General features: G+C 42.9%; 13 protein-coding genes and 1 CRISPR repeat array. Of the genes, 3 read left to right on the top strand and 10 right to left on the bottom strand.

What is annotated here, in order from left to right:
• The first annotated feature begins 41 nt into the window (after positions 1 to 41).
• On the top strand, positions 42 to 1559 hold the full coding sequence (locus AC5JM2_RS06900) for a beta-barrel domain-containing protein (RefSeq protein ID WP_495834163.1): 1518 nt from the start codon (positions 42 to 44) through the stop codon (positions 1557 to 1559).
• A 210-nt stretch (positions 1560 to 1769) separates the two neighbouring features.
• On the opposite strand, the gene AC5JM2_RS06895 is transcribed toward AC5JM2_RS06900, so the two are convergent.
• From AC5JM2_RS06895 to AC5JM2_RS06850, 10 genes are all read right to left on the bottom strand, one after another.
• Entirely contained in the window at positions 1770 to 3101 is a 1332-nt protein-coding gene (locus AC5JM2_RS06895; protein ID WP_495834162.1) for a glycosyltransferase family 4 protein, read from the bottom strand.
• 1 nt (position 3102) lies between these two features.
• Entirely contained in the window at positions 3103 to 3867 is a 765-nt protein-coding gene (locus AC5JM2_RS06890) for a class I SAM-dependent methyltransferase (protein ID WP_495834161.1), read from the bottom strand.
• Between the two features lie 71 nt (positions 3868 to 3938).
• Positions 3939 to 4961 (bottom strand): glycosyltransferase, encoded by a 1023-nt coding sequence (locus AC5JM2_RS06885; protein ID WP_495834160.1) that lies wholly within the window; start codon positions 4959 to 4961, stop codon positions 3939 to 3941.
• Positions 4962 to 4963: 2 nt separating this feature from the next.
• Positions 4964 to 6310, bottom strand: a complete 1347-nt coding sequence (locus tag AC5JM2_RS06880; protein ID WP_495834159.1) for a glycosyltransferase family 2 protein — start codon at positions 6308 to 6310, stop codon at positions 4964 to 4966.
• Positions 6307 to 7521 carry a glycosyltransferase family 2 protein gene (locus AC5JM2_RS06875; RefSeq protein ID WP_495834158.1) on the bottom strand — a complete coding sequence of 405 codons (1215 nt, stop codon included), beginning with the start codon at positions 7519 to 7521 and terminating at the stop codon, positions 6307 to 6309. Before AC5JM2_RS06875 ends, AC5JM2_RS06880 begins: the two co-directional genes overlap by 4 nt.
• A gap of 18 nt (positions 7522 to 7539) precedes the next feature.
• Positions 7540 to 9330: an ABC transporter ATP-binding protein gene (locus tag AC5JM2_RS06870; RefSeq protein WP_495834157.1), complete on the bottom strand. Its 1791-nt coding sequence runs from the start codon at positions 9328 to 9330 to the stop codon at positions 7540 to 7542.
• A gap of 77 nt (positions 9331 to 9407) precedes the next feature.
• Positions 9408 to 10556: a glycosyltransferase family 2 protein gene (locus AC5JM2_RS06865; RefSeq protein ID WP_495834156.1), complete on the bottom strand. Its 1149-nt coding sequence runs from the start codon at positions 10554 to 10556 to the stop codon at positions 9408 to 9410.
• A 1023-nt stretch (positions 10557 to 11579) separates the two neighbouring features.
• Positions 11580 to 12155 (bottom strand): TIGR04376 family protein, encoded by a 576-nt coding sequence (locus AC5JM2_RS06860; RefSeq protein WP_169268718.1) that lies wholly within the window; start codon positions 12153 to 12155, stop codon positions 11580 to 11582.
• Positions 12156 to 12210: 55 nt separating this feature from the next.
• On the bottom strand, positions 12211 to 13578 hold the full coding sequence (locus AC5JM2_RS06855) for an ATP-binding protein (protein ID WP_495834155.1): 1368 nt from the start codon (positions 13576 to 13578) through the stop codon (positions 12211 to 12213).
• Positions 13579 to 13674: 96 nt separating this feature from the next.
• Positions 13675 to 14553 (bottom strand): D-alanyl-D-alanine carboxypeptidase family protein, encoded by an 879-nt coding sequence (locus tag AC5JM2_RS06850; RefSeq protein WP_495834154.1) that lies wholly within the window; start codon positions 14551 to 14553, stop codon positions 13675 to 13677.
• Between the two features lie 185 nt (positions 14554 to 14738).
• On the opposite strand from AC5JM2_RS06850, the gene mnmG reads away from it, so the two are divergent.
• Positions 14739 to 16658, top strand: a complete 1920-nt coding sequence (mnmG, locus tag AC5JM2_RS06845; protein WP_495834153.1) for a tRNA uridine-5-carboxymethylaminomethyl(34) synthesis enzyme MnmG — start codon at positions 14739 to 14741, stop codon at positions 16656 to 16658.
• 385 nt (positions 16659 to 17043) lie between these two features.
• Positions 17044 to 17556, top strand: coding sequence for a hypothetical protein (locus AC5JM2_RS06840; protein ID WP_495834152.1), 513 nt, complete (start codon positions 17044 to 17046; stop codon positions 17554 to 17556).
• Positions 17557 to 18001: 445 nt separating this feature from the next.
• A CRISPR array of direct repeats spans positions 18002 to 18620; the repeat unit is 37 nt; unit sequence TCCCTACCGATTGGGTTAAATCGGATTAGTTGGAAAC.
• Positions 18621 to 18636 lie beyond the last annotated feature (16 nt).

Here is an 18636-nt window from a genome sequence, read left to right as displayed (position 1 = left end):
CCTCAATTCCACACTTACTCTTCATAAAAACAAGGCAAAATATGAGCATTAATAATGGAAAAGCTAATTCCCCTACACCCTCACTCCCTCCCTCCCCCTCTTCCCCTCCCTCCCTCCCTCAATTTGACCAGCCTGTTATTCTAGAACAATCTCCTATTTGGTCACGAACTATCGCCTGGGGAATTACTGGTGTTACCATTTTTACAGTCATTTGGGCATCGGTGTTTAAAATTGATGAGGCAATTCCCGCTAGTGGTAAGCTAGAACCACAAGGTGCAGTCACCGATATTCAGGCTCCTGTTGGTGGTGTTGTCAAGCTGATTCACGTTAAAGATGGTGAGCAAGTCAAGAAAGGTCAACTGCTGATTAGCCTAGAACAAACCACGGCACAGGCACAGCTTATATCATTCCAAAAAAATCGCGCCGCCTTACTGCAAGAAAACGAATTTTACCGCCGCCATCTCACGCAGCGTGTCTCACCAATCTTCAACCATGAGGCAACACTCAAAATTCGACCAGAAATCGCCTCCTTAACCCAGAGTCGCGCCGCAATAGTTGCTGAAAATCAGGTTTATCGATCGCAGTTAAACGGTTCTACTACAGGAGTTGTTCTAACTCAAGATCAACAATTGCGCTTGCGAAGTCGCCAGTTGGATTTCAGTTCGCGCTTGGCTGACACTCAGTTAGAAAAGGAAAAGACGCAAGATAAATTGAGCCAAAACCAGTTAGAGTTAGCCAGTGCTAAAGATGTGCTGGCAATTAATCAAAAAATTCTCAACGATATGGAACCGGTGATGAAAGCGGGCGCGTTACCCCGGATGAGGTTCTTGACACAGCGGCAGGAAGTTCTCAAATCCCAGGCAGAGGTTGTCCGATTGACGAGAGAACAGCAGCAATTAAAGTTAGCAATTACTCAGGCACAAGAAAAACTTCGTAATACTGAGGCTTTATCCAAAGAAGACATACTGTCACGAATGACGGCAAATGACAAGAGCATCGCTGAAATTGACAGCCAACTTACCAAGGTAATTCTAGAAAACCAAAAAAAAATCAACGAGATTGACAGCCAAATAAGTCAGACGCAATCTACCTTGAAATATCAGAAAATAACCTCTCCGGTGGAGGGCACTGTTTTTGAACTCAAAGCCAAGACTCCAGGATTTGTGGTTAACTCTAGCGAACCAATTCTGAAAATTGTTCCTAAAGATAACTTAGTTGCCAAAGTCTACATCACCAACCGCGACATCGGCTTTGTCAAAGAAGGACAGAATGTCGATGTGAGAATTGATTCGTTTCCTTTCCAACAGTATGGTGATATCAAGGGCGAGCTCATTTCAATTGGTTCAGATGCTTTACCTCCAGACCAAGTTTATAATTTCTACCGTTTTCCTGCAAAAGTGCGCTTGGATAGACAAACAGTGTTGATTCATGACCGTCAACTCCCACTGCAATCAGGTATGTCAATTAATGCTAATATCAAATTGCGTCAGCGCACTATTATGAGTATCTTCACTGATTTCTTTATGCAAAAAGCTGAAAGCTTGAAGTTCATTCGGTGAAACAATAGCACTGTCTTATACCAATTTGAAAAAAGAATGCGACAGATGAAAAGCTAAAAGCGATTACCAGTAAGTCTTTTACAATCCAAAATCCGTCTTGAAAAGCTTTGAGCGGAGGAAACCTCCGCTCAAACTTTTCGCAAAATCCAAAATCCAAAATGGTATTAGTTAGGAGATACCCGGAGGGTGCTGTCAGTCACCTCAGATTCCTCAACTCATTAAAAAGTCACGCAGTTGCTTGCCAATTGCCTCAAGGGAAAAGCACTCCGCTGCCCGACACCGCGCACGCTTGCTGAGTTCGTGTCGCCAAGTTTCGTTGTCGAGGACACGAGCGAGGGCTAAAGCGAGCGCCATTGAGTCGCCACGCGGTACCACTAACCCCCCCGACGCTTCGCCACCCTCCAGGATATCGGTTACTCCAGGCGCATCAGTTGCTACTATGGGTAAACCACAGGACATAGCTTCGATAGGCGCTACGGGAAAACCTTCATGTCGAGAAGAGAGAGTATAAACATCAGCAGCCGACAGATAACGTAGAATTGTAGTGCGATCGCGCACATACTCATCTCTCCACATCACCCCCGACAGTTGCATCTGGGCAATACGTTGGCGCAACTTGTCTGCATCAGTACCTGTTCCTACAAGCACCAGTCGCAAGTCTCGTTCAGGGCGATCTGCGCTCCGCGCAGCAGCGAAGCTATCACGCAAAACCTGTTCCCATGCTTCTAGTAAAATATCCAATCCCTTGCGGTGTATATCAATGCGTCCGTGACATACTACTACCTGAGCATCGTGTGGGATGCCTAGCGCTGCCCTAGCTTCAGCACGATCAATTGCCTGCCAATTCGCTACATCTATTGGGTTAAAAATCCGTGCCAGTTTTGCAGATGGTACACCGTAGTGGGACTGTACCCGCTGCACCTCGGTTTGGGTAGCCACAATCAAACCAGCGCAAGCCCGTATTGTGAGAGGGCGCAAAGGACGTTCCAAGCGCGAGAGTTGAAAGTCACCTCCTTGGAAAGTGGCAAACACTGGCAAACGCATCAATTGCCCCAACAATACGCAAGCGTCAAAGCGAGCATATTCGTACTCTTGGCAGAGAATAGCTTGGCAACCTTCGCGTCGCAGTTCACGGGCTAGTTCGATTAATGGTGTAGCCAAGTAAGGAGCTACATCCCTTAGCACTGCATACAAGCGCTGACGAACTCCATGCACATCCCCGAAAACATCCTTAACAGTCCATCCATAGGGGTTAAGCATCGGACGACGAATAACTTGATAAATCTTGGGAACTGGTAATACACAGATAGTCGCACCTGTAGGCGCGTGAATGTAGCGCATCGGTTCAGTGACATGAGCGGAAATACAAAACAATACTGTCCGCACACCAGCCAGCTTCAAAGCCTCAATGTATCCGAACAACCAGCCGCCTGTCATCTCTTTGCAGAACGCCTCGAAAGAAACACCAATGCTATCCAAAAAATCTTCAATTAAGTCGCCCCAATGTAGTAAAGCGATCGCTGGTTGTGGCTGGGTGTTCATTTTATTTTTGCCAAGTTGACGCAGTTTCTGTACCTTTGAAATGTGGTTTGTGCAAGTAATAACTCATCCATGTCAGCGGGCTAAGCATTCTACATAACAATTTACGCCAACGATAAGATAAGCTGGAAAATGCAATATCATGACCCAAAACCGTGAGAGGATTGATAAAAGTGGCAGACTGCTGACATGGCAAATTTATTAAAGCCTTGAGTTCTGTTAAAGTGTAGCCACGTCGGACATGACCCCATTCCGCCATAATATCTGTTTCACTAGGGCAGATAGATTTCATTAATTTGTAGTAGGGAAACCGCCAGTTTTCATTGGGAGTACTAATTAGGAGAAAACCACCAGGACGCAAAACTCGCAAAGCCTCTGATACTGCCTTTTTATCGTCTGGTACATGTTCTAAAAGGTCAAACATTGTCACAGCATCGAAGGACTGATTTGCAAAAGGTAAAGCAGTTGCATCACCACACACAAAGCGTACTCTTTCCTGCTGATTACAGGGTGATTGAGCGTATTCGGGATTGAAATCTATGTTAGTAATTTGTGCTTGAGGATATAACAAAGCAGTTAAACCACTTTGACCACCCCCAACTTCTAGAATGTCTTGAAAAGATTTATCAGGAGTTATGCGGTGAATAGCACGCATTTTTTCCCGGTAAAAGAAACCTATCGTTAAGGGTTCAGGAAAAGGATTACAAGCGAGAAATTCTCCTAAAGGTGCTTTGCCAGCTTGATTGAATTTTTGTGATACAGTGAGCATATTTTTAAGATTTTTTGATTTCATATTTTGGACATAGAATTGGGTAATTCAGGCAAAATGTGTTTGGTTTTTTAATTATTTGAGGATGCTAATTTAGCGGCTCCTAATAAGGAGCGGCGTTCTTGCATGTCCATGCAAATAATTCTTACTATTCCTGCCCATTTGCCGCGTACAAAAGCCCAGACAATGGGAATTTCTACGCCCTCCATATAGCCACGTCCCACTGCTATTTTTAAAGCTTGCTTGAGGACATCAAGGCAAGATAGAAAAGTTGAAAATACTGACTCAAACAACCAACTAAAATATGAACTATGCCAGACTAAAGTATTACTCATTAGCTGGCTGATACCTAGACCGTAGTTGATATTAATAAGGTATTTGTGTTCAATACGTCTGGCGGTAATGAAGTGCATTAATTTACAGGCAGGATTGTACCAAATATCATATCCAGCACTGCGGATTCGTAAAACAATTTCGACATCTCCGCCAGATACCAGCTTTTTACCGATGCGATCGCTCAAAAACTGCTTGTTCAACCACTGGGTATCTAAAATTGCCTTTCTGTTAATCACTAATCCCGCACCTACTAAACAATTAGGTTGTGTAACACTCATGCCATGATCCTGTTGGGCAAATGAGTATCCATACTTCAACACATAAGCCGGAGGTTGTGTTTCCCAATCTAAAATGACTTTGCCACCGAACGCGCCGCACTCAGGATGTGAGAAGGCAAATTTGGCTGCCTCGGCTACCCAGTCTGCGTCTAACATACAGTCATCATCAACGAAAGCAATCCAATCACCAGTGGTGTTCTCAACACCGCAATGGCGTGCATGGTTCAAACCTTGCTTTGGTTCAAAGACTGTAGACAGGTATGGTATTTTCTGAGATTGGATATATCTGTCCACAACTTGTGAGGTTTCATCCGTGCAGTTGTTATTGACTACTAGAACAGTCCACTTAACGCTAGTTGGAACTTGCTGTTCTGAAATTGCTGTTAATGCTCGATCCAGTAGCGCCGCATTATTGTAGGTACAGATAACCAGATCGATAGATACATAATTATCAATTTCTTGGGGTAATAAATTAGACATGCTTATGCTTTTAACTTGATTTTCTCTGTATTCTGGTGATGATTTGGTGTATTGGGGAGCACGTGCCAAGCTGGAGCCTTCTTGTTGTCAATGTAGAACTTGACTCCAGCTAGACAACCGGCAATCTCCGACAATAGTGAACTGTGCCTGGGTTTAAAACCTCTTTTGATCTCGCGTAAAAGCTGCTTTGCATAGTACCTAGGCAAAGCGATCAACAGCCGACGCAGATTGCCCCAATGTTTGTAGTTAGCAAACTGCACTAAAAGTGCTGCCACATGACCGCGCATATATTGATATGCTTGGTATTTTAAGCTATCTAAGTCACTGCGATGGTAGTGGTAAATGACAGCTGTTGGTTCATAGCGACAAATCCAGCCATCAGCGAGAATTCTGTACCAGAATTCTGAATCCTCACTACATCCGGAAGCGCCTGCTCCGAGCCGTTCGTCGAAGTACCCTACTCGCTCAAAAGCCTTGCGCCGAAACGCCATGTTCGCTCCTGCACCAATACGCCAAACGGGGACACCTCGGTGCTTCATCTCCTCAAAGAACTGAGTGTCAAAAGTGAGGGCGCGGTATCCCCAACCGGGACCAGCAGAACCTTTGTGGAAAATTAATTGTGCTTCTGTTTCTAGTTCTGCGGGTAGCATTAACCCAGTAACAGCCATAACTTTAGAGTCATTAAAGCCTTGCTGCAATCGCATGCTCCAGTCAGGATGTACGATCGCATCATCATCAGTAAAGGCAATAATGTCGCCTGTACTGTGGCGGATACCAGTATTACGGGCTACGCTTAGCCCCGGACGGGGTTCTAAGATGTACTCAATACCGGACATTTGGGCAACCACCTGACGTGTAGCATCGTCAGCAGGAGCATTATCTACAACTAAGATTTGTTCTGGACGTTGAGACAAAGATGAAAGCGATCGCAAGCATTGCGCTAACTGTTCTGGTCGGTTGCGCGTACAGACTATCACGGAAACAGAACCACTTACAGGCTGTGAACACTGTTCTTGCAGTTGCTTGAGCGGTTGCTGCAATGCCATCAAAGCGTGAAAATCAACAGGTGTATCCCGTGAAGGATTTTCAGAAATGACAGGTAAAGGTGCTTTGAAACCGTGGTCTAAAAGGCGATCGCCCACTGCTGGAGTAATCGTTTGCACAACCAGGTTGTACAGTGAGTGTGCAGACATTGGCAACTCATTTGCTGGAATTTCCTGATGACCAAGGGGGATGTCATACCACCAAAAAACCGCATATATACCTTGATACTTTGCTTCAGCAGTTAGTGTGGGGATACCTTCACTCAGCTTAATGTGCAGAATTTTATAGGGAGCAAAAGTAGTCACGAAAATTTCCTCCTAATTTGCTCAATACGCCTTAAAGAGCGGGGATATTCCCCTAATAGTCCCAAAATACCACCCCAAAATTCAGCTAAAATCATTGTTGGAGGTAAGACATGGCGGCTCCTCAAACTATCTTTAAATTGCTTCAACTGGTCTTTGATCCACCACCAGACAAGACGGCGCAACTGAGAACGTTGTCCAGGATCACTTTGGTAGGACTTAACCACAAAAGCCATGAAGCCCAAACCCCAAGTCCAATATTGGCGAAGCAGTTTTTCATATTCCCGACGATGTTGGTGAAACACCAAATATTGAGGTTCGTATACGAGTGGATAACCTGCTCGAATTATCCGATAAAAAATATCCAAATCGCCACCGCCTGGAAGGGGTGCTCCTGTATCAAGAGCCTCATCAAAGCCGCCTAATTTGAGTAAAATTTCTCGGTGAAAAGCCATATTGCAACCTGCGCCGAAGATTCCTGCTCCACAGGGGTGCAAGGGATTCCCAGCTAAAACTTGACCATAGCGAATTTTCTCAAAGCCGCGACGAAAGCCGCCTCTTTGTTCAAATAAAATTTGCGCTTCTGTAGCTAACTCATAAGGTAACACCAGTCCTGTAAAAGCAGCAGCATCGCAATTTTCTGCCCATGCTTCCATGAGACCTTTTAGCCATTTCCGATCTACAACGACATCATCATCGAGGAAAGCTAAAAGCTCACCGGTTGCTGAGTGCAAAGCGCGATTTCGTGCAAAGTCCAAACCTGGTTTTGGTTCAATAACGTAGTGTATGCCTGGTAATGATGCTACCAATTCTTGGGTGCGTTCATTAGAAGGAGCATTATCGATTACCAAAATTTCTAATTTGGAAACTGACGTTTGTAAATTTAGTAAAGATTGTAAACAGCGAGCCAAATTTTCCGGACGGTCTTTAGTACAAATTGCGACTGTAAGTGATGGAAACTCAACCAAATTGACAGCAGGAGGTATCAATTCTTCTCGTATACTTTCCTGAAGTAGTTTAGTTCCGACTTCTTTGGTAATTAATTGCGCTAAATCTTCTGGGAAAAGCACGCTTTTTACTGGTAGTGCTTGCATTAAAAAGCCGATGGGCTTATCTTTACGTCGCACAATCAACCCAATACCTATATCACTTTCCTTTAGTAGTATAGTAGGGAAAGGTTGGGTGACTTCAATTTCGATGATGGTGTAGGGCATAAAACGCTTATCTAGCTTTCAAAAAGTCTGAGCATTGCGGTATTGCAAGTTATAAAGTTGAGTAAATATTCCGTCTTGCGAGAGTAACTGTTGAAGATTACCTTGTTCTATAACTTGTCCCTCGTTTAGCACAATAATCTGATCGGCTTGTTCAATGGTAGATAGACGATGGGCGATGACAATCACTGTACGATTTTGACTGAGGGTGTTGAGGGCTTCTTGTATCAAGTGTTCGGAAATACTATCAAGAGCATTCGTTGCCTCATCCAGAATCAGAATTTGTGGGTTGCGGACAATAGCGCGGGCTAGGGCAATGCGTTGTCTCTGTCCTCCAGAGAGGCGAAGTCCGCGATCGCCCACCTTCGTGTCATAACCTTGGGGAAGTTGACTAATAAATTCATGGGCATTCGCCAGTTTTGCAGCTGCAATAATTTCGTTTTCTGTAGCATCTAACCGACCATAAGCAATGTTCTCCAGCACTGTTGTACTAAACATGTAGACATCTTGACTAACAATGGCAATTTGATTGCGCCAGTCAGTTAATTGTAATTCTTGTAAGGAATAATCATCAATATAAATTTTTCCGGATGTCACATCATCAAAACGGCATATTAAGCCAATTAATGTTGATTTACCTGCACCCGAACGACCTACCATAGCAGTGGTTTTACCTGAGGGAATACAAATTGAAATATCTTGCAGGGCAGGTTTTTCTTCAGAGTTGTAACTATAGCTTACTCTTTCTAAATATATTCCTTGCTTCAAACTGTTAAAGGGAATATGACCAGAGCGGATATAAGGTTTATCAGAGTCGTCTAAAAGGGACATGACTTCATCTACAGCACTTGTCAAAGCCATCAAACCAACACGCGCACTATCTAACTGCTTCACTTGCGGCTGTAAGCGATAGAGGATAAAAATAAAAGTCAGTAAAGTAGGTAGATAACTTCGGTCTTGCAACAGTGCAATTACCAAAATACACATTAATAGAATAACCGATAAAACTTCAGAAAAAGGACCGACAGAGCCAGAGAGTACATCGAGTTTAAAAAAAGTACGACTTACCTTTTTTGATACCGTGTTAAAACGCTCTTGCTCATAAAATTCACGCCCAAAAGCTCGGATCACCTTCATCCCGGCAAACCCTTCCCACATTCGGGTAGCAAGAGTAGAATTAGCCTCTACTGCTTGTTCACCCAAGGTTTTTACAGAACGCGTTATAAACTGGATACCTAGGGAAATTAGCACCATCAAAATAGAAACGAGTAGAGTAAGTTGCCATGAAATAAGCAACAAAATAACCAAATAAACAGTAATCGTGGAGGTCGTGATAATTAATCCTACAAAAGTTGCTAAAGCCTGACTAGTTCGCCATGTTTCGCTAGCCAGAATATTCATCAACTTCCCAGATTCGTTACTTTCTAAAAAACTATAGCTGACACTCAAAAATTGCTGAAAAATTCCCGAACGCAATCGATGACCAATTCGCGAATTTAACCAAGCAAACAAAATTCCGTTGCCATAAGCCAGGCAGTTTTTCAAAACAATGCTACCCACAACACACAAAGCAATAATTATCAGACGGCTGTTAGGTGAAACGTCTATAAATATTCGATTGAGATACCTGACTAAAAAATTGCTACTAGCTGTTTGAGTGCTTGTATCCAAACTTTGTAGAAGCGGAATAAATAAGCTAATCCCCAATCCTTCAGCAAGAGAGGATAATATCCCTAAAGTGACAATTGCTGGAATTGCCCAAGGATATAGTTTTAGTAATGGCAATAACGTTTTAATTACCTTCGCTTTCATGATGTAACTTTTTTGTCCGAAGGTTTAATAAATGATGAACTAACTGTTGAAGTAACTTTGGTGTTTTCACTCTCAGATCAATTCTGACAAAGCTGCACAATATATAACCATCTTCGCCACCTAATTCTGGCGTGTGGTTTCCAGGGAATTTGTTGGGGCTTGTGTATTTTTTTCTGGATCTCAGCAGGTGTAGTGTCTCGATTGATATCTGTATCTTTATGGTACTTAAATTTTTCTTGAACCTGTAACCAAGAAAAATGCTTTGGCAAAATCAAAGATGTTAGAGGTTTAGCTACGAATTGCAGAATACATATAAAAAAGCATCTATACACCCACGTTTGTAAAAGCGGGGAATAGTCTAATTTTATAGCTTTGTATAGCCAAACTAAAGTACTCCAATAGTCTCCATGTTCTCGACTTCTATCTAAAACGTAAGTATAAAAAGAACTTGCAGACCAATTGTATATATAAATAGGAATTTCTGGATGCCGTTTCTTTGAATTTGCCATGACCAAATCGTAAGACTTTGCCATTGACTGATAAGATTTAGACATACTTCCTTTTACCTGACGGTAACCAATTAAAAACTCTGGCACCACGCGGAATTGATAACATTCAGCAATACGCAGGTAAATATCCCAATCCTCACAACCTTGAGCATTTTGCTCTTTAAGCTTGCAGTTGTAAAAGCCAATTTTATCAAAACAAGAACGGCGAATTAGAGGAACACTAGCGTTGCCTATCAAGTTCGTGAACATCATCGCTGGGTAAACAAATCCCTCTATGCTGGGAATATTCAGATAATAGAAAGAAGTGTATTCTCCAATAATTTTATTCTCTTCGTCAATAAACGCTGACCAGGCATAAACTAATCCTACAGATTGGTCTGCCTTTAACATGCATTGCACTTGTTTTTCTAGTTTTTGGGGATACCAAATATCATCAGCATCAATTGGAGCGATATATTCACCCTTAGATTTTTCAATGGCTAAATTACGAGCCGCCGCTACCCCTGCATTTGCTTGTTTAATTAAAATGACACGGCTATCTTTTTCAGCAAAAGATTCTACAATTTCAACAGTTCTATCTAGTGAACCATCATCAACAACTAAAACTTCAATGTTTTTGTAAGTTTGAGATAAGACAGATTTCAATGTCTGACCAATGAAAGCCTCTGCGTTGTAAGCGGGAATGATCACAGATACCAAGGAGAAATCAATCTTCATTTTTTTCTGATTATTGCAAATGACCACTGAGGGGTTAACAACATAGGCTGAAACCCACACTAGATAAATACTTGACTGATTCCTGGTAACAAAAAATACTTTTTAACGCCAATATTACTTATAAGGCGCGAGGTAGATATGTATACTATAGCAGTCCTATTTCATTTGTGAAAAAACAAAGCACATTCGTACATTCTTCTTCCCTGTTAAGCGTTCCCTATTAAGCGTTCCCCACCTCAACAAATAGTTTTACAACTCCTGCACGGATTGCTATATATAGTAATACTAATATCATAAAAGTTAAAAAGAAATACAGGTGTTGACATCCTCCCACCTCTCCATTTGCGTTAAAGGATACTGTTGGCGAATTCTCAAAATCCTTACTATTCGGTAGGTTGGATTGAACGGAGTGAAACCCAACATCTCCAGTCTCTAGACGCGCTTTAGTGCCCTTTGTCTTGTTTTCTTTGCGTCGCGAAACTAGCGCTAGCCGTTTCTCAGATTTCCTGAATGACTTTAAGGAAGGTAGCTTAGTCCCTTCTGAAGTTGCCAAGTAATCTTGCTCATGCAACACTGCATCCATCAGATTTCTTGGTAAGCAACATGTTTTTGAGAATGAACCCATCCGCTAAAGAACGGTGTAAACCTACCTTCAGCCAACCTTTTAGCTTTGAAACTGATAAGAACAACCAGTCTTTCTCTATTCTTTCGACAGTTATAGCTTGTCCTTCAATCCTCAAAGTACGGTAGCGCGCAGAGTTTTGAAAACGTGGGCGTCCACTACGTTTTCCGCTACTGCCTCCAGCAAGAAAACGCTTAAAAGCTAGGTCTACGCGCTTTGATACGTCCTGTAGTGTTTGAGACGGAACGGATGTGAAATCCAGTATCCCCCGCCTTATATCCCAGCACCAAGCTTTCAGCTATGGTGTGGGGCTTACGACGAAGAAGCTAAAAGGGGATGGGCTTTTTACTCCGATACTGTAATTGCTCCAACCAACAACAGCTCTACGAGTGTTTTTCCGATTATTTCCCCATCTTTCGCTTCATTTGTTCTAACTCTTCCTCAGTTTCCCAGCGGCGAAACTTCTCCTCTAAATCGTCATGTCCACTAAAAGAGCCGCTAGTGGCACCCCACCAACCGCTAGTTTCTGAGGGCTGCTGCGCCTTCGTCTTAGCACGGGCTGTTTGAGCTTGGGCTGCTTTGGCTTGCACTTCCTGCCGCCGTTGTTGAATTTTGCGCAATAGTTCCTTGGCTTGGGTGATGCGTTCTTTCACTCCTTGCATTTGTCCCCAAAGCTGGTTTCCTTCGCGCAAGAGTGCGGCTTCTCGTTGTGCTGCAGCCGCCGCTAAGTCCTGTCTATTCAGAGATTTTGCCTTTTCTACACGGATATGCCACCTTTGGATTTCTTGAGCAGTGGAGAGAATTTGCTCTTGCGATCGCTTCTCCTGCAATTGTAAATCTGCAATCAGCTTCAACGTGTCTTCCTCTTGCTCGCGCAGCTGCTCCAACAGCGCTTCTAGCTCCAAATGCGGATTATTGCGCAAGAATTCCTCCAAACGGTTTTCCAAAAACCGATTAAAATCGTCAAATAAGCCCACTGCTAGAACTCCAGAGGTTAGGTGCTTCTTTCATTGTAATAATGATTAAGGAAATTCAAGCACGAATTGGCATTTTGATGACAAACTTAGCACCTTGTCCTGGTGCTGAAACACACGTCAATTGTCCGCCACACTTGTTGATAATTTGGTAGCTAATCGACAAACCCAAACCTGTACCGTAACCGACAGGTTTTGTAGTAAAGAATGGGTCAAAAATCATTTCGCGTGTCTTCTGTGTCATACCTCCTCCGTTGTCAGCAATTTGGATCACAACATAATCAGAGTCTAAAGCTTCCGTTGTGATCCAAATGCATGGATTCCAGTCAAAGGTAGGCTGGTCGTTTATCGTTGACTTGAGATTGCTGCGAAGGGAATCAATTGCATTAGTCAGAATATTCATCAACACCTGGTTCAACTGCCCAGGATAGCATTCTATTTCAGGCAGGTGAGCGTACTGTTTTATAACTGTAATCTTCGGATAATCTAATCTACCGTTTAGGCGGTGTCCAAGGAGCAACAATGTATTTTCAAGATCCTCGTGAATATTCACCGCTGTTTTTTCGGCTTGCTCGACCCGTGAGAAGTTCCGCAATTGTAAGACAATTTGGTGAATGCGCTCAGCTCCAATTGTCATTGAAGACATAAGTTTGGATACGTCTTCCTCAATGAAGTTGAAGTCAATCGCCGTTGTTGCAGCTTCAATTTCCACCACTGGATGGGGATAGTATTTCTGGTAAAGTTTAATTAAGCTCAGCAAATCTTGTGTGTATTGATTGGCGTGAGGCAAATTAGCATAGATAAAATTGAGTGTATTGTTAATTTCATGCGCAATTCCCGCAACTAGGTGACCCAAACTGACCATTTTTTCGTTGTGCATCAGTTGGGTTTGTGTGTGAGTGAGTTCTTTTAAACTTTGCTCTAAGTGCTGAGTTTTTTGAGTCATCCGACGAGTCAAAAGCCCTTCCTCCAATCGCACCATCACTTGACGGGTGAGAATTTGTAGTGCTTCAATTTGTTTTTGTTCGAGTTGACGCGGTACAAAGTCGAGTACACAGAGTGTTCCTATGGAATAATCTTCTTTTGTGATCAGGGGTACTGCTGCATAAAACCGAACGTGAGGTGGTGAGACAACGACTGGATTCTTGGCAAATTGTGGATCTGCTAAAGTATCTGGAATGATTAACGTATCACCTTTTTGCACAGTCAACGGGCAGAAACCAGCCTCAAGTGGGGCATTCGTAATTTCCATACCAACCTTCGATTTGAACCATTGTCGGTATGCGTCTACAAAAGTAATCAACGCCACTGGGGTTTGACAAATCTGTGCTGCTAATTTAGTCAAATCATCAAAGTCTTCTTCGGCAGGCGTGTCGAGTATTTCATACTGATAAAGTATTTTTAGTCGTTCTCTCTCGTGTTCCACAACAGCTAGTATCTTATCAGGTTATTTCTGCATCGATTTTGGCGACATGACACTTTTGTACTGACCATTTTATGAATTAACAAAGCTTAATTTTAATTATAGTGGTGTTAACCAATAAGTAACATTTTCTACAACTTTATTTTGAAACCCAAACTCAGTCAATTTCTCAGGTGGTAAACCTATATAAGTCCAATGGGGTATATCATTCTCTACAGTCTGATACCAGCCATATTGATTGAGAGCCTGTTTCTGTGCAAGACTTGTGACTCTCAAATCAATAGCTAAGCCCCAAAGATGTTGTGATGCTCCAGGTGGTGCAACTAGACCAAGGATTTTTGTTTCTTTTCCTTGACGCACTTGTTCTAAAGTCTTATTATTTGCATATTTTTGCCAAAATCTCAAATTAGTGGCAAAACTGCGACTACAATCACTAGCACCATAACCTGATTTTAAAGGGATTTGTACTTGTGAACGTGCTTGATTGAAAGCTTCTGCTGCTGACTTTTGTAAATAACACTGGTTCGTATTATTCACTTGAGTTAGTGTTAAAGTCGATTGAAATTGTTTTGTTTCCTGGTCGTTAGTAAAGAGAACTTTTGGTGGCAGTTTAATTTGCGGATCTTGGTTGACAAATACTGAGCCATAAGCGCGTAATAGTACATATTCAAATGTATGGGGAGTCGGAATTGTTAGTAACTTATTTGTAACGGCTGATAAAAATCGCTCTTTTTCAGTTAAGTTTTGGTTGGGAGTAAATGGCGCTATAGGAGTTGGAGAGATGAGTGTTTGAGGAAGATTTGTACAAGATTGAGTTAACACTCTGTTATTCTCTAAAGATGGAGTTGTGATACAATTTTTCGGATTTGGAACCTCTGCCATTAACTTGTCGCGGCTTATTCCATGACTGGCGACTAATGCACAAGAAAGAAAAGCAATCAGAATGTAAAAAAATGCCTTCTTTAAAAAACTTCTCATTTTCATATTCGCGCTCGGTAGGTATACCCTCATTAAGGTTGCTATATTAGCTGTATATCACTCTACTAACAACAAAAAAACGTAGATAGAACAAAGTGATTTATCTGACATTTTCATATTCAGTTTTCAGCGATGCAAGCACTGTATCAGCTAATATTGAAATTGACTATATGCTTGTTTAAAGTATGACCATGCACACTATTGAATTCCAAGACGCTTATGATGTCATCGTCGTCGGTGCAGGTCACTCTGGTTGTGAAGCCGCCCTTGCTACCGCACGCCTCGGCTGTCGAACTTTGCTGCTGACACTTAACTTGGATAAAATTGCTTGGCAACCCTGTAACCCAGCAGTGGGTGGTCCAGCCAAATCCCAGTTGACTCACGAGGTGGATGCACTCGGTGGGGAAATTGGCAAGGTTGCAGATAGGACTTATTTGCAAAAGCGGATTCTCAATTCTTCGCGAGGACCAGCTGTTTGGGCGTTGCGTGCTCAAACAGATAAAAGAGAATATGCAGCGGTAATGAAAGCTATTGTCGAGAACCAAGACAACTTAATTATCCGCGAAGGAATGGTCACAGATTTGGTGTTGGGCGCAAACGATGAAGTCGTTGGTGTTCAAACATATTTTGGTGTGGCGTTTGAGTGCAAAGCAGTTATCTTGACGACGGGGACGTTCTTGGGAGGACGGATTTGGGTTGGTAACAAGTCGATGGAGGCGGGACGCGCTGGAGAATTTGCTGCTGTTGGTTTGACGGAAACTCTCAATCGCTTGGGGTTTGAAACAGGAAGACTGAAAACAGGAACCCCGGCACGGGTAGACAAGCGGTCTGTTGACTATAGTAAGATGACACCACAGCCAGGGGATGAAGATATCCGTTGGTTTAGCTTTGACCCAGAAGTTTGGGTAGAACGGGAACAACTTCCTTGTCATATCACCCGCACGACGCCGGAAACTCATCGCCTGATTCAGGAAAATCTGCAACTTTCACCAGTTTACGGCGGATGGGTGGATGCCAAAGGACCACGTTATTGTCCCAGTATAGAAGATAAGATAGTCCGCTTTGCTGATAAAGAAAGCCACCAAATTTTTATTGAACCTGAAGGAAGAGATATTCCTGAACTTTATATTCAAGGGTTTTCTACAGGATTGCCGGAAAATTTGCAACTCCACATGTTACGGAGTCTGACTGGGTTGGAAAAGTGCGTTATGCTCCGCCCAGCTTATGCAGTGGAGTATGATTATTTACCTGCGACTCAGTGTTATCCCACGCTGATGACGAAAAAGGTAGAAGGGCTGTTCTGCGCAGGACAGATTAACGGCACAACAGGATACGAAGAAGCAGCAGCTCAAGGGCTTGTTGCTGGAATTAATGCTGCTCGCTTTGCTCGCGGTCAGGAAATGATTGTTTTTGCCCGTGAGCAAAGTTACATCGGTACATTGGTTGATGATTTGTGTACCAAAGACTTACGGGAACCTTACCGTATGCTCACCAGCAGGTCTGAATATAGATTGATACTGCGTTCCGATAATTCCGACCAGCGGTTGACACCATTGGGACGGGAAATCGGCTTAATTGATGACCGACGTTGGGAACTTTTTACTCGTAAGCAAGAAAAGATTGCAGCGGAAAAAGAACGGTTGTACGGGACACGGGTGAAGGAACATGATGAAATTGGGCAGGCGATCGCCCAAACCACCCAACAAGCAATCAAAGGCTCAATTACCCTAGCTGACTTGTTACGGCGTCCGGGATTTCATTACGTAGATCTCAACACATACGGACTGGGAAACCCCAATCTTGAACGTGCGGAAAAAGAAGGTGCAGAAATTGACATCAAGTATTCTGGCTACCTGCAAAGACAACAAAATCAGATTGACCAAATTGCCCGTCAAGCACACCGCCAGTTACCTGCAGACTTAAATTACGAAGCGATTGAAACTCTTTCTAAAGAAGCGCGGGAAAAACTGACCAAGGTGAAACCATTGACAATAGGGCAAGCAGCTCGTATTGGTGGGGTGAATCCAGCGGATGTGAATGCTTTATTAATTTATCTAGAATTGCATAAAACCAAATCTCGGAAGGAATTTTCGGTGTTGGCTTGAAAACAATTCCAAAAGAGCGAGTATAGTTATAGGTGAAATCTCAAGAGACTAGTATGATAGATGACATGACATTAACACCGTGACATCATTCAAAGTCTACATATTAAATTAGAATCTCAAATCTACCTGAAATCTACTCGTAATATTTCACAGGGAACAGGGAACAGGGAACAGTAAACAGTGAACAAGGGGTGGACGAGTCCGTTTCCTACCTGATAACTGGTAACTGATAACTGGTAACTGGTAACTGGTAACTGGTAACTGATAACTGATAACTGGTAACTGTTTTAACACGAGAGATTCGAGGGGTTTCATCTCAGGTTTTTATTCGCGGACACAGGGGGAACAATAATTATCTTGCTAGGAGTTAGTAGTCAAGAACGCCATGTCACAAAACGCCAATACCTATCTCATTCTTCCAGAACAATCCGAAGAATTCATCGCTAACGAACCCTGGTCCATAGAAACCTATGCTGATGGCTTGATGGATGAACTCTTCGCTGATCTTAATCTCATTTTGGATCGTTCTGAGCGCTTGCCTTCCCAAACACCATTGCCTCAAAAAGAGATTCCTCAAATACCAACAGTTACAACGCCGCCAAGTGCAATCCCAGAAACACTCATTAGCCTTATACACGAAGGGGCGCAACCTAGAAACAATCCATTGAATCCAGTTGGAGTCGGGACTTCAGGGGTTCCCAAATTAATAAAAAAACGAGTCAAAAAATCAAAACGCAGAAGAGGCATAGCGCTTTTGATGGGAGTCACCGCAGGGTTAGCCGCTGCTAGCATTGTTTGGGTAGCAAACTCTGGACTCTTCAATCGTTTCGTTTTCAAATCATTCCAGCAAAGCCTACTGCAGCCGCACATACAGAAGTGCGTACAGTTGGCGGATTGATTAACAAAGTACGAAGGCGTCAGTCGCCAGAATGGACTGCGTCCCGCTTCGCTAACAGTTTGGGGATTATCAGATCTTAATGTTCCACGCTGATTTGACCCACCCCAGTTTTGCCTGTTGCCAAAACCGGGGTGGGTCAAGTGATGTGGGTAAGTATAAGGATATGATCTAAAGTATTGACAAAGTTTTCAGAATCTCCCTAACCTCTGGTGAACTCTTGTGTTATCTAAGTTTGAGGAGATTGGGGGGGATTTTGAGTCGTTCATCGACGCACCTCGGGAAAACCCCGAAAGCCTATATTTTTCGTTGAGGTGCGTCGATTGCTTACAGGGAGCGGGTTTGAGGTGTGTGGTTTGACCAATTTTTCTCGAAGATGTATAATCATTTCAGAGGTGCGTCGATTTGGCGGCTGGAATCCTTACTGGATAAGGGCTGCTAGACGAACTCCCTACCGATTGGGTTAAATCGGATTAGTTGGAAACGTTCTTGTAGATCCATTCCAATACCAGCTTCGATTCTCCCTACCGATTGGGTTAAATCGGATTAGTTGGAAACTAAAATTGAAGTGCTAGGAGAGGTAATAGACAACCATTCCCTACCGATTGGGTTAAATCGGATTAGTTGGAAACGCAATTACAGCTTTAACAGAGGCTATAATTGCAGCCCTACCGATTGGGTTAAATCGGATTAGTTGGAAACGCTTTGCTTGATCTTCCTTATTGTTAGTCATTTGCTTCCCTACCGATTGGGTTAAATCGGATTAGTTGGAAACGCCAAGCATCTGACCAACATTTTGCTGGATTTGTTCCCTACCGATTGGGTTAAATCGGATTAGTTGGAAACGATAAGCTTCTGACAATAGACTAAATGGTATGTAAATCCCTACCGATTGGGTTAAATCGGATTAGTTGGAAACAACTTCACCCTCAGAGGTTTTATACCCCCCCCAGTGTAAACCCTACCGATTGGGTTAAATCGGATTAGTTGGAAACCTTGATTACTGCACCGACACCTTTTCCGCACTGAAACCCTACCGATTGGGTTAAATCGGATTAGTTGGAAACCTTGATTACTGCACCG

Source organism: Brasilonema angustatum, from assembly GCF_059505445.1.
The sequence above is the reverse complement of the archived record's forward strand: the minus strand, read 5'-3'. Positions and strand labels throughout refer to the sequence as shown.